Origin of the sequence: Nocardioides sp. NPDC051685 (assembly GCF_044453405.1) — a bacterium.
Classification (GTDB): Bacteria; Actinomycetota; Actinomycetes; order Propionibacteriales; family Nocardioidaceae; genus Nocardioides.
This window is the reverse complement of sequence record NZ_JBITCR010000005.1, coordinates 470,150-483,084: the sequence shown is the minus strand read 5'-3', so window position 1 is coordinate 483,084 and position 12,935 is coordinate 470,150. Positions and strand designations below refer to the sequence as shown.

Below are 12,935 nucleotides of genomic sequence, written 5' to 3'. Positions count from 1 at the left end.
CTCAGTACATCCCCGGGTCGACCTTGTGCCCGAACTCGGAGGCGCCGTACATCTGCAGCGCCCGCTCGGGATCGTTGGCGGCGTGGACACGGCCCGCGTGGGCGTCGCGCCAGGCGCGCTGGAGCGGGGTGCCGTTGGCCAGCGCCCGGCCGCCGGAGGCCTCGAAGAGCAGGTCGATCGCGTCGATCGCCCGCTGCGTACCGAGGACCTGGTCGCGGCGGATGCGCAGTCGCTGGGCGATCGGGATCTTCTCGCCGCGGGCGACGTAGGCCTGCTGCTCACGGATGTTGCCCATCAGCAGCGCCCAGGCGGCATCGATGTCGGAGGAGGCGGTGGCCACGCGCACCGCGGCGAACGGGTCCAAGGACGCCTTCTCCCCGAAGGAGGCGCGCACCCGGTTCTGCTGCATGGTCACGTGCTCCTCATACGCACCACGGGCCATGCCGATGATCGGCGTGGTGATCGTGGTGGTGAACAGCGAGTGGAACTGCAGCTTGTAGAGGTCGCCGGTGTTGACCGCCTGGCCCGGGCCCTTGCACCGCCCGGTCTCGGCCATCGAGAGCGTGAAATTCTCCGGGACGAAGACGTCCTCGACCACGATGTCGTTCGAGCCGGTGCCGGCCAGGCCGACGACGTTCCAGACGTCGACGATCTCGTAGCGCTCGCGCGGCACCAGGAACGTACGGAAGTCGACCACCTGGCCGTCGTCGTTGAAGACCAGGCCGCCGAGCAGCACCCAGGTGGCGTGCGCACAACCCGAGGAGAACGACCAGCGTCCGGAGAGCTGGAAGCCGCCCTCGGTCAGCGACGCCTTGCCCATCGGCGCATAGGACGAGGACACGCGCGTGTCGGGATCCGACCCCCAGACCGCCTGCTGGGCCTCGTCGTCGAAGAGCGCGATCTGCCAGGGGTGCACGCCCAGTACGCTGGAGACCCAGCCGGTCGAGCCGCACGCCGAGGCGATGTCGCGTACGCAGGTGTAGAAGTCGACCGGGTCGGCCTCGAGTCCGCCGAAACGGGCCGGCTGGAGCAGCTTGAAGAAGCCGACCTCCTCGAGCTCCTTCACGCTCGACTCGGGCACGACCCGGAGACGCTCGGTCTCCTCGGCGCGCTCCCTGATGGTGGGCAGCAGGTCCTGCACCCCGTCCCTGACGGTCTGTGCGTCCTTGTGGGGGCGCTGTGTCGGTTCGCTCACCGCTCTGCCTTCCTGCATGGTGTCCCAGATGTCCTCGGGCGGCGCGGTTCGTGCGCTGCCGATGGATCAATACTAGAACACGTTTCAGTTTTGTCGAGTCCCCGGGCGTGTTTCGTCGACTGTCATCTATGGTAGAACGTGTTTCAGTTCTTAGATAGCACCGGCTGATCGCACGAGGTTGAGGGAGCACCATGGGACGAACCGACGAGGAGACCTACGACGTCGTGGTCGTGGGCGCCGGAGGCGCCGGGATGACCGCGGCGCTCGCAGCCGCCCGCCGCCACGGGCTCGAGACCGTCGTCATCGAGAAGAGCGCCTACTTCGGCGGGTCGACGTCACGCTCCGGCGGAGGGGTCTGGATCCCCCGCAACCACGCCCTGCAGGCGGCCCACCAGCAGGACTCCCCCGAGGCCGCCAGCCTCTACCTCGAGTCGATCGTCGGCGACGTCGTGCCGGCCGAGCGCCGCGAGACGTTCCTGGGTCGCGGCCCGGAGGTGCTCTCGTTCGTCTGCGACAAGACCCCGGTGCGGTTCAGCTGGGTGCCCGACTACGCCGACTACCACCCCGAGGCCCCCGGCGGCCGCGGAGCGGGCCGCTCCGTCGAGCCGGTCCCCCTCGACGCCCGGATCATCGGCGACGAGCTCGACCGGCTGCACCCGCCCTACACGAAGTCTCCGGCCAACATGGTCGTCACCCAGGCGGACTTCCGGAAGATCAGCCTGGGCATGCGCACGATCAAGGGCCCGATCACGATGGTCAAGATCGCCGTCGCGCGGATCCTCGCGGGCCTGCTCGGCAGGAAGATGTACGCCATGGGCGCGGCCCTCGCGATCGGGCTGCGCAAGGGGCTGATCGACGCCGGCGTCCCGATCCGCTACGAGACCGAGCTCGTCGGCCTGGTCACCGAGGGCGGCCGGGTGGCGGGCGTCGAGGTACGCCGCGGCGAGGACGGTCCGACGACGGTGATCCGGGCCCGGCGCGGCGTGATCCTCGGCTCGGGCGGGTTCGAGCGCAACCTGGAGATGCGGGAGAAGTACCTGCCCGCCCCGACCTCGGTCGAGTGGACCACCGGCGCGTTCTCCAACACCGGCGGCGGGATCCTGGCCGGGATCGCGGCCGGTGCCGACACCGACCTGATGGACGAGTCCTGGTGGGGTCCGACGATCCCGTTCCCCGGGCGGCCGTGGTTCGCGCTCGCCGAGCGCAACCTGCCCGGCTCGATCATCGTGAACGGCGCGGGCAAGCGGTTCATGAACGAGGCGCTCCCCTATGTCGAGGCAGTCCACGAGATCTATCGCGGTCAAGAGACCGGCATCTCGCATGTCCCGGCCTGGCTGGTCTTCGACCAGCGCTACCGCAACCGCTACATCTTCGCCGGACTCGGCCCGAAGCAGCCCTTCCCGGGCCGCTGGCTCAAGAGCGGCGTCGTCGTGAAGGCGTCGACGGTCGAGGCGCTGGCCGAGAAGATCGAGGTGCCGGTCGACGGTCTGCGCGAGACCCTGGCCCGGTTCAACGCCTTCGCCGAGTCCGGCGTCGACGAGGACTTCCACCGCGGCGAGTCGACCTACGACAAGTACTACTCCGATCCCACCGTCAAGCCGAACTGCTCGCTCAACGTCATCGACCAGGCGCCGTTCTACGCGGTCAAGATGGCCCCCGGCGACCTCGGCACCAAGGGCGGCCTGGTGACCGACAAGCGGGCCCGCGTCCTGCGCCCCGACGGCTCCGCCATCGAGGGCCTGTACGCCGCCGGCAACGTCTCCTCGGCCGTCATGGGCCGCACCTATGCCGGCCCCGGCGCCACCATCGGCCCCGCCCTGGTCTTCGGCTATCTGGCCGCCGAGGACTGCGCTCTGAAGGCTGTCTCACCCGAGGAGGGCAACTGATGCCCATCGACCCCACCAAGGCCATCGGCGCCTCGCTGCCGTCGCAGTCGTTCTCGTGGACATCGTCCGACGTGCTGCTCTACCACCTCGGCATCGGCGCCGGCTCGCGTCCCGGCGACGCGACCGACCCGGCGGCCCTGCGCTACACGCTGGACTCCGACGCGCTCACCGTGCTGCCCTCCTTCGGGGTCGTGGCGCCGACCTTCCACGTGACCGAGCCGCCCTCGCTCGACCTGCCCGGCTGCGACATCGACCTGGCCTCGGTGCTCCACGGCTCCCAGGAGATCCACGTCGACGGCCCCATCCCCACCTTCGGCGACGCGGTCGTCTCGACCCGGATCGCCGAGGTCTGGGACAAGGGCAAGGCCGCCGTCATCGTCCAGGAGGGCGTCGCCACCACCCCGGACGGCGATGCGCTGTGGACGGTGAGGAGCTCGATCTTCGTACGCGGCGAGGGCGGCTTCGGCGGTGAGCGCGGACCTTCCACGTCGCTGCCCGTTCCTGACCGCGCGCCGGATGCGGTGGCTGCGTACGAGGTCACGGAGCAGCAGGCGCTGCTCTACCGGCTGTGCGGGGACCGCAACCCGCTGCACGCCGACCCCACCTTCGCCGCGAAGGCCGGCTTCCCCAAGCCGATCCTGCACGGGCTGTGCTCCTACGGGATCGTGCTGCGCGAGGCGACGGGGCTGCTGCTCGACGGTGACGCCACCAGGGTCGCAGGGTTCGGCGCCCGGTTCGCCGGGATCGTCTTCCCCGGCGAGACGATCTCGATCGAGGCGTGGGACGAGAAGCCGAGGATCCTGGTCCGAGCCACGATCTCCTCGGCGGATCCGGCCAGGGACGGTGCCCCGGTCCTTGCCGACTGCTACCTGGAGGTGCGATGAGCCACGCGACCTGCGCGCTTCGCGCGCTCACTCCCTCGCTCGGCGCGAGCGGACGAGCAAGCTCGCCGCTCGACCTCGCTCCGGTCGTCTGTAACACGCTGTTCGTAGGACTACTCGCCCTATCAGAACGACCGGATAGTCCTACGAACGACGTGTTACACGCGAAGGAGCGGGCAGCATGAGCGGCACAGCACTCCCCGACGTACTCACCCCCGCCGACGTCGAGGAGCGCTTCGGCGGCTGGTCGGAGGAGACCGACGTGATCGTGGTCGGCTTCGGCGTGGCCGGGGGTGCCGCGGCGCTGGAGGCGGCCAGGGCCGGGGCCCAGACGATCCTCCTGGAGCGCGCCGCGGAGCCCGGCGGCACCTCGGCGATGGCCGGTGGCCACTTCTACCTCGGCGGCGGCACCGCGGTGCAGAAGGCGGCCGGGATCGAGGACTCCGCCGAGGAGATGTTCAACTACATCCGCGCCGTCTCCAAGGACCCCGAGGAGGACAAGATCCGGGCCTACTGCGACGACTCGCCTCTGCACTTCGACTGGCTCGAGGCGCTGGGCTTCGAGTTCGAGCGCACCTTCTGGCCGGGCAAGGCGGTGATCCAGCCCGGCACCGAGGGGCTGATGTACACCGGCAACGAGAAGGTCCATCCCTTCCGCGACCTCGCCGTCCCGGCGCCGCGCGGCCACAAGGTGCCGGTCCCGGGCGACACCGGCGGCGCCAAGCTGGTCGTCGACCGGATGGCCGACCGGCTGGCCGAGACGAACGCCGTGATCCGCTACGAGACCGGCGCCACCAACCTGGTGGTCGAGGACGGCCGGGTCGTCGGCCTGGCCTGGCGCCGGTTCGACGAGCGCGGTGCGATCCGGGCCAAGGCGGTGATCCTCGCCGCCGGCGGCTTCGTCGGCAACGCCGACATGGTCGCCGAGCACACTCCCCGGCTCGGCGAGAAGCTCTTCCCGCTCGCCTCCACCTACGACGACGGCCTCGGGCTGCGCCTGGGCGCCTCGGCGGGCGGCAGCTGGCGGTTCATGGACGAGCCGTTCCAGACCGCGCCGTTCTACCCGCCCTCGATCCTGCTGACCGGGATCATCGTCAACAAGCTCGGCAAGCGGTTCGTCCCGGAGGACTCCTACCACGCCCGGACCGCGGCTTTCGTGATGGAGCAGCCGGACTCCGCCGCGTTCCTGATCGTCGACTCGGCGCACATCGAGCACCCGAAGATGCCACTGTGCCCGTTCATCGACGGGTGGGAGACCGTCGAGGAGATGGCGGCCGGCCTGGGCGTACCCTTCGACGCCCTGAACGCCACCCTGACCGCCTACAACACCCACGCTGCCAACGGCGAGGACCCGGAGCTCCACAAGGCGCAGGAGTGGACGCAGCCGCAGGACACCGGCCCCTGGGGCGCCTACGACCTCTCGCTCGGCAAGGCGATGTACGCCGGGTTCACCATGGGCGGTCTGGCGACCACGGTCGAAGGAGAGGTACGCCGTGAGGACGGCTCCGCGATCGCGGGCCTCTACGCCGCCGGTGCCTGTGCGGCCAACCTCGCCCAGGATGCCAAGGGCTACGCCTCCGGCATGCAGCTCGGTGACGGCTCGTACTTCGGCCGGCGCGCCGGCAGGCACGCCGCCGGATTGAGGTGACCGGCCTCACAACGCGGGCAGCTCCGGCGATCCCCGGATCGGCGGGACCGATGCCGGCCAGCTAGTCTGACCAGACGTCCACCAGGCGAACTGTTGCCATATCACATAATGCGTCGGACGTGAACGGCTTCGGTAAAGATCGGGACCTTCGACCCTACGCGCATCGTTACGCTGCCTGGTTACGTATACGCGACGCCACGGGCATCGCCGGTGTCTTGGCTCTCCCGACGCGTCCGCAGGCCATCGCTCCCCACTCGACGCCTGTCGCCGAACTAGCCGAGAGGAATCCCCATGTTCGACTTCCGGAGCCCGGCCGGCCTGATGATCATCGCCGCCCTGGTCGTCATCGCGCTCGTGGTGATCGGCGCTGTCGCCGGCAACAGCCCCTCCTGACCTGACGCCGAGCTTCCCGCCGAAGAAGCCGCAGGCCCCGGCTCGATGAGCCGGGGCCGCGTCTGTTCTGCGGTCAGCGGGTGAAGACCGCGACCGTCCGGGCCGGCACGGTGAACGTGCCCGAGCCCGGCTCGAACGAGGACGACTTCACGACCTCGTCCGAGCCGCCGGCCTGGGTCGGGTGCAGGCGGTAGCCCGCGCCCTCGGCGGCTCTCACCGTCTGCTGCTGCGTCGTCGTGGTCGCGTTGAAGACGACCATCAGCTCGCCCAGGCGCATGGTGATGACGCCGGGCGTCTCCTCCTTCCCCGAGAGCGGGAACCCGAGCTTCTCCTGGACCTGTCCGGCGGTGGCCAGGTGGAAGGCCGGCTCGTCCGTACGGATCTTCAGCAGGTCCTGGTAGGCGGCCGAGGCGCCCTCGATGTCCGCGCAGCCCGGGGTGGGCGCCGAGGCCAGCAGCGGCTTGGCATAGGGCCATTTGTCCTTGTTGTCGGTGGCCGGCGGCAGACCTCGACCGAAGCCGTTGCCGTCCGCGCAGTCCCAGTGGATGGCGTTGAACCAGTCGCCGGAGTCGTAGGAGTTGCGGTCCAGCGACTTCGAGCGCAGCAGATCGGTGCCGGCCTGGGAGAGCGCCGGACCCTGCGACAGCGCGGCCGTCGCCATGGCGAGCACCTGCATCCGGGAACGGTCGGCGGCGCTCGTCGAGGCGGGCAGCTTGAAGGTGAGCGCGTCGTAGAGCGACTCGTTGTCGTGGGCGTCGGCGTAGGCGAGCGCGTCCCCCGGCGCAGCCGCATAGCCGGCCGGTGCGCCGTTGTAGTCGACCTGGGCCCCCTTCACCTCGCGACCGTCGGTGTCGGTGAACGCGTAGTCGGCGAGGTTGCCGGACAGCCCGACCTTGATCAGGTCCTGGTAGTGCAGCAGCCGGGCCCGCTGCTCCGCCTCGGTGCCGTTGGCGGCCGAGGAGTTCGGGTCGGTGTAGAGACCGCTCGCGAAGCCCTGGACACCCGGGTCCGCGTCGAACGGGCCGCCGCCGCGTACGGCGTCTCGGGCGCGGTCGCTGAAGGTGGCGATGCCGGTGCCGGCCATGTTCTTCTGGGTGGCTTGCACGAAGCGGGCGTCGTCTGCGATCTCGCCGAAGTTCCAGCCCTCGCCGTAGAGGATGATGCTCCTGCCGTCGACGCCGTCCTTCTCGAGGGTGAGGGCGTCCAGAGCCTTGCGGACGGCCAGGATGTTGGCCTTGGGGTGGTGCCCCATCAGGTCGAAGCGGAAGCCGTCGACCTTGTAGCCCCTGGCCCAGGTCACGATCGAGTCGACGACCAGCTTGCCCATCATCGCGTTCTCGGGCGCGGTGTTGGCGCAGCAGGTGGAGTTGGCGACGGAGCCGTCGGCGAGGAGCCGCTGGTAGTAGCCGGGCACGATCTTGTCGAGCACCGACGTCTTCGCCTGGCCGCTGCTGGTGGTGTGGTTGTAGACCACGTCCATCACGACCCGCAGGCCGTCCTCGTTGAGCGCCTTCACCATCTGCCGGAACTCGACGGTCCGGTCGGTGCCGCCTGCGCCATCAGGGTCGGAGGCGTAGGAGCCCTCCGGGACCGTGTAGTGGTAGGGGTCGTAGCCCCAGTTGTACGCATCCTTGGCAGCCGCCGCGGCGACGCACTCCTGCTGCTTGTCGCTGTCCGCCTCGTAGGACGCGAGGTCGCAGTCCGGAGTCGTCTGGTCGGCCTTCTTCTCCGGGATCGTCGCGATGTCGAAGGCGGGCAGGAGGTGGACGTACGAGGTGCCGGACTCGGCCAGGTCGCGCAGGTGTCTCACTCCGTCGCTGTCCTTGTCGGCGAAGGCGAGATAGCCGCCCGGGTGGTCGCTGGTCTCGTCCTCGACGGAGAAGTCGCGGATGTGCAGCTCCTGGATCTGGGCGTCCTTCATCGCCGCTGCCTTCGGCTTCCTCAGCCTCGACCAGCCCTTGGGGGCGAGCGAGCTGTCGGCGAGGTCGGCGACGAGGCTGCGCTCGGAGTCGGCGGTGAGCGCGACCGAGTAGGGGTCGGTGACCGTGTTGGTGACGACCTTCTGCACGCTCGGCGCCCATACCTTCACGAGGTAGCGGTACTCCTTGCCGCGCCAGGCCGAGGCGGAGCCGGTCGCCGACCAGACGCCGCTGGCGTCGTCTCGGCGCATCGGCACCTTCTTCGTGCCGAGCTCGAGCTTCACCTCGTGGGCGGTCGGCGCCCACACCGACAGGGTGACCTTGTCGCCCTTGAACACCGGTCCGAGCGAGGCCTTCTCGGCCTTCGCGGCGTAGAGGTCGTCGAGGATGCCCTGGGTCTGCACGCCGGTGCCGGTGACCAGGGCGCCGTTGCCGATCCGCTGGGTGAGCACGACCTGGCCGGCGAGCGCCTCCCGGATCCGGTCACGGTCGCGGGTGTCGACGGTGAAGGCGGCGTACTCCTTCAGGTGCGGGAACTCCGCCTTCTGCTCGTCGGTGAGCGACGCGGGCTGGAGCCGCAGCCAGCGGCCCTCATCGGTGAGCGCACCGTCCTCGACCTCGATGCCACCGTCACGGTCGTAGACCAGCTGCGTCGACAGCGCCGAGCCGCTGGCCATCTCCTTCGGCAGCACGACCGTGTTCCGGTCGATCCACTGTGCGTGCGCCTTGGTCAGGTCGAGCTCGGGAGCCGAGCCGACCGACGGCAGCAGATAGCCGGTGTCGCCGGAGTTGAGCCACACCTCGTGCCCGTACGTCGTCAGGTCGAGCGAGCGGTCGTTGGGGACGTCCTTCTCGTCGCCCTTGTGGACGATGTAGCTGAGCGAGGTCGCGCCGTCGACCAGCGGCACCTCGAAGGTGACGCCGTAGGCGTCCTTCCCGGTGGGCTGGAGCGGCTTGGACCACTCGGTCGGGCTGGCGGCGCCGGTCCAGGTGTGCAGGCCCCAGCCGTCGTAGTCGCCGTCGGCGCGGTGCAGGTGGATGACCGCCTTGGACGTGTCGGGCGCCGGGTAGACGCCGTCGGGTCTGGTCGACTCCTGGCCGTCGCTGCCGGCCTCGACCCAGACCTCGCCGGTCTCGGCGAGATCGATCGTCCGCTCGCCGCCGTCGGCGCTGCCGTCCTTCTCGACCGTGTACGTCACCGAGGACGCACCGTCGGGCAGCTTGACCCAGGCGAAGGCACCGTAGGCGTCGCGGCCGCTGAACTCGCCGCCCAGATCCCCGGCCCGCAGGGTCCAGCCGGTGTAGTCGCCGTCTGCGCGGCGGTAGTGCACCACCGCGTAGTCACGGTCGACCGCGCTCGGTGTCTCGGCCTCAGGCGCCTGTCCGGCCGTGGTCTCGGCGAGGTCGCTCGCGGTGCGTCCGTCGCGGTCGACGACCACGGCCTTGTAGCGCAGAGCGGTGCCTTCGGCGACGGTCGCGGGGACGTACTGGGTGATCTTGTAGGGGGCGTGGTCGACCGAGCCCAGGGTGCGCCACTTCCCGTTGCCGATCTGGGCGGCGAAGACGACGCGGGCGCCCGAGGTCTCCCCCGGGTCGGCGGAGAGGGCGACCGTGCCGGTCGCACCGGCATCGGGAGCGGTCAGCGAGAGCGTGGGCTTCGCGGTGGCTGCCGGGAGCTCGGCCTCGGCACGTAGGACGACCGAAGAGAGCGCCGGAACGGTCAGCTCGGCCTTGCCGCCGGCGACGGTCACGGTGCCCGAACCGCCGTAGATCGTCTCGAACGCGGCCGACGCCACGGGCAGCGTGACGGTCTTCGCCTCGGCGGCGTTGTTGACCGCGACCACGTACTCGCGGTCCTCCCCGGTGCGCGAGAACGCGTAGACGGAGTCGGCGGCGTAGAGCTCCTTCTGGGTGCCGTCGGTCAGCGCGGGGTGGTCCTTGCGGAGCTTCGCCAGCGCGGCGATGGCGGCGTAGAGCGGGTGGCTGGTGTCATACGCATCCTGGGCATGGGTGCGGTCGGTGCCGATCTGGTCGTCGTCGAGGTAGTCGGCGACCTCGGAGCCGAACAGCGTCTGGCGGGCGTCCTTGTCGCCGCCGGCGCCGGTGAAGCCCTGCTCGTCGCCGTAGTAGACGACCGGATTGCCGCGGGAGAGGAACATCAGCTCGTTGGCGAGCCGGGCTCGCCGGACGAGCTCGGCGTCGGTCGCCCCGGGGTGGTCGGCCGCGAGGAAGGAGCCGATCCGGCCCATGTCGTGGTTGCCGAGGAAGGTGACCTGCTCGTAGGCGTTGGCCTTGTCGGAGGCGTACTTGTAGTCGTCGGCGAAGACCTTCGCCAGCCGGTCGGCCGGGGCGCCGAGCGAGGCGTAGGCGCGGGCGGCGTCCTGGAACGGGAAGTCCAGAGTCGCGTCGAGACGGCCGCGGGTGACGTACGGCGCGGTGACGTCGGTGTCGGCGGAGTAGACCTCGCCGAACATGAAGAAGTCCTCGCGACCCTGCTGGGCGGCGTAGGCGTCCAGAGCGGTCGCCCACTCGGTCCAGAAGTCGAGGTCGACGTGTTTGACGGTGTCGATACGGAAGCCGTCGATGTCGAAGTCGCGGACCCAGCGCTGATAGATCTTCGTCATCCCCTCGACCACCTCGGGACGCTCGGTCCACAGGTCGTCCAGACCGCTGAAGTCGCCGTACGTGGTCGACTCGCCTTCCCAGGTGGAGTCGCCGCGGTTGTGGTAGAGCGTCGGGTCGTTGAGCCAGGACGGCACCATCTCGCCGGTGTCGACCGGGGTGTAGGGGAACGAGTCCTCGTCGACCTTCACCTCGTCCGAGGACGGGTCGGCGTCGTCGAAGGGCCGGCCCTCCGTGTCCAGGTAGGGGAAGGCGCCCTTGGGGCGGTAGCCGTACTTCTTCTCGGCATAGTCGACGGTGTCGGCGGTGTGGTTGGTGATGACGTCGAAGAAGACCTTCATGCCCTTGGCGTGGGCCGCGTCGACGAGGGTCTCGAGGTCCTCGTTGGTGCCGAAGTGGGGGTCGACCTGGGTGAAGTCGGTGATCCAGTAGCCGTGGTAGCCGGCCGAGGCGTTCGCGCCCTCGCCCTGGACGGGCTTGTTCTTGAAGATCGGTGCCATCCAGATCGCGGTGGTGCCGAGGCCCTTGATGGTGGTGCCGAGGCCCTTGATGTAGTCGAGGCGCTCGGTCAGACCCTGCAGGTCACCGCCCTGGTAGAAGCCCTTGTCGGTCGGGTCGAACCCCGTCGACGTCCGCGAGCCCGTCAGGCCGCCCTTGTCGTTGGAGGCGTCGCCGTTGGCGAACCGATCGGGCAGGACGAAGTAGAACTGCTCCTTCGTCGCGTCGTGACGGGCCGGCTCGGCGGCCAGCTGGGCGTCCGACGGCGGCTTGGGCGCGGCGGCGGCCGCGGTCTCCGGCGTGGCCGTCTGCAGCGCCGTGGCCAGCAGTGCGGTCGCGATCACGGTCGCGGCCATCCGGGGCGCGCCGTGTGCGCCACTTCTTCGATTCACCGTTGAAGGCCTCTCTGGTTGTGCGGGGTGGGGTGACCGGCCGTCCGGCGCCCATGGGGGTCGACGCCGGACGGCCGGAAGCGGGATCAGCTGCAGCTCGTCGCGCCGACGTGCAGCGCGAGGGCGGTGTTGGCCCCGAGGGTGGCGGTGAACTGGCCGGAGCCGTTCACGCTGACGCTCCTGCCGCTCTGTACGTCGCAGTAGGTGCCCGCCGCCAGCGACGTCTGGAAGGTGCGGGTGAGCGAGAAGGCCTCGTGGTTGATCGCGACGTACGCCTTGCTGCCGCGCCCGAAGGCGATGGCGTCGGCGCCGTTGTCCCACCAGTCTGTGACGGCCTGGCCTCGGGCGGTGTTGCGGAAGGCGACCATCTTCTTGATCTCCGGCCAGGCGTGCTGGCACTTCCAGCCGTCCTGCCAGCAGGCGGTGACCGCACCACCGTTGGGCGGGCCGGCGTCCTTGTCGCTCCACTCGTAGCCGGAGTTGATGTCCGGGGAGCCGTAGGGCCAGGCCAGCATGAAGACGTTGGCCAGCGTGTAGTTGGCGCCGTCCTTGTAGTTGAGGGTGTCGCCGCCGCGCTCGGTGTCGTGGTTGTCGACGAAGACGCCCGAGCTGCCCGAGGCCATGTAGCCCCAGCCCTCCCCGTAGTTCTTCAGGTAGGCGAGGTTCTCGTTGTTGAAGACGCGCTTCAGGTCGCGGGCGTAGCGGAACTCCTGGACGTCGCCGTTGCCGAGGTACTCACTCGGCGAGACCGCCTCGCCCGCGCCGTAGATGGCCTCCTGCTTCCAGTAGACGTTCGGGTTGCTGAGCCGCGACTTGATGTTGGCCAGGTCGGAGGCGGCCATGTGCTTGGCGGCGTCGATCCGGAAGCCGTCGACGCCGAGCGAGAGCAGGTCGTTGAGGTAGCCGGCGGTCCTGCCGCGTACGTAGTCCTCGCCGGTGTCGAGGTCGGCGAGGCCGACGAGCTCGCACTCCTGGACGTTGAAGCGGTCCTGGTAGTTGCTGATCGTGGCCGTGCAGTTGTCGAGGTCGTAGCTCGAGTAGAGACCGGGGTAGTCGTACTTGCTGTAGGACGAGCCGCCGGTGCCGGTGCCGGAGCCCGCGGACATGTGGTTGATGACGGAGTCGGCGACCACCTTCACGCCGGCGGCGTGACAGGTGTCGACCATGTTCTTGAAGGCGGTGCGGTCGCCCAGACGGCCCGCGATCTTGTAGCTGACGGGCTGGTAGGACGTCCACCACTGGGACCCCTGGATGTGCTCCTGGGGCGGGGACACCTGGACGTAGCCGTAGCCGGCCGGCCCCAGAGTGCTGGTGCACTCCTTGGCCACCGAGGCGAAGTTCCACTCGAACATCACCGCGGTGACGTCCTTGTCCCCCGGCGGCGCGGCCTGCGCCGGGGCCGAGACCGGGATCGTGAGCGCGACAGCAGCTCCCGCCGAGAGGGCAAGTGCGGCAGCCATGGCCCTGCTGGAAGTGGAGGGTCTGACCATGGTTCCTCCTG

6 protein-coding genes are annotated in these 12,935 nt (G+C 69.7%); 3 read left to right on the top strand and 3 right to left on the bottom strand.

Features of this window, described 5'->3' with window-relative positions; genetic code table 11:
• Window position 1 precedes the first annotated feature (1 nt).
• Window positions 2-1,195: a 3-hydroxy-9,10-secoandrosta-1,3,5(10)-triene-9,17-dione monooxygenase oxygenase subunit gene (gene hsaA / locus ACIA03_RS17780; protein WP_396984792.1), complete on the bottom strand. Its 1,194-nt coding sequence runs from the start codon at window positions 1,193-1,195 to the stop codon at window positions 2-4.
• 191 nt (window positions 1,196-1,386) lie between these two features.
• On the opposite strand from hsaA, the gene kstD reads away from it, so the two are divergent.
• The 3 genes from kstD to ACIA03_RS17765 all read left to right on the top strand — a co-directional run bounded on the left by kstD (window position 1,387) and on the right by ACIA03_RS17765 (window position 5,610).
• Window positions 1,387-3,081, top strand: a complete 1,695-nt coding sequence (kstD, locus tag ACIA03_RS17775) for a 3-oxosteroid 1-dehydrogenase (RefSeq protein WP_396984789.1) — start codon at window positions 1,387-1,389, stop codon at window positions 3,079-3,081.
• Window positions 3,081-3,965 (top strand): MaoC/PaaZ C-terminal domain-containing protein, encoded by an 885-nt coding sequence (locus ACIA03_RS17770; RefSeq protein WP_396984785.1) that lies wholly within the window; start codon window positions 3,081-3,083, stop codon window positions 3,963-3,965. The genes kstD and ACIA03_RS17770 overlap by 1 nt, the downstream gene beginning before the upstream one ends.
• 178 nt (window positions 3,966-4,143) lie before the next feature.
• Window positions 4,144-5,610: an FAD-binding protein gene (locus tag ACIA03_RS17765; RefSeq protein WP_396984783.1), complete on the top strand. Its 1,467-nt coding sequence runs from the start codon at window positions 4,144-4,146 to the stop codon at window positions 5,608-5,610.
• A gap of 466 nt (window positions 5,611-6,076) precedes the next feature.
• Here the strand turns inward: ACIA03_RS17765 and pulA are convergent, their stop codons facing one another.
• Together pulA and ACIA03_RS17755 are read right to left on the bottom strand one after the other, a co-directional pair.
• The gene (pulA, locus tag ACIA03_RS17760; RefSeq protein ID WP_396984781.1) at window positions 6,077-11,398 is read right to left on the bottom strand and encodes a pullulanase-type alpha-1,6-glucosidase; all 5,322 of its coding nucleotides are present in this window, start codon (window positions 11,396-11,398) and stop codon (window positions 6,077-6,079) included.
• 122 nt (window positions 11,399-11,520) lie between these two features.
• Window positions 11,521-12,894: an alpha-amylase family protein gene (locus ACIA03_RS17755; protein ID WP_396984779.1), complete on the bottom strand. Its 1,374-nt coding sequence runs from the start codon at window positions 12,892-12,894 to the stop codon at window positions 11,521-11,523.
• Window positions 12,895-12,935: the final 41 nt, after the last annotated feature.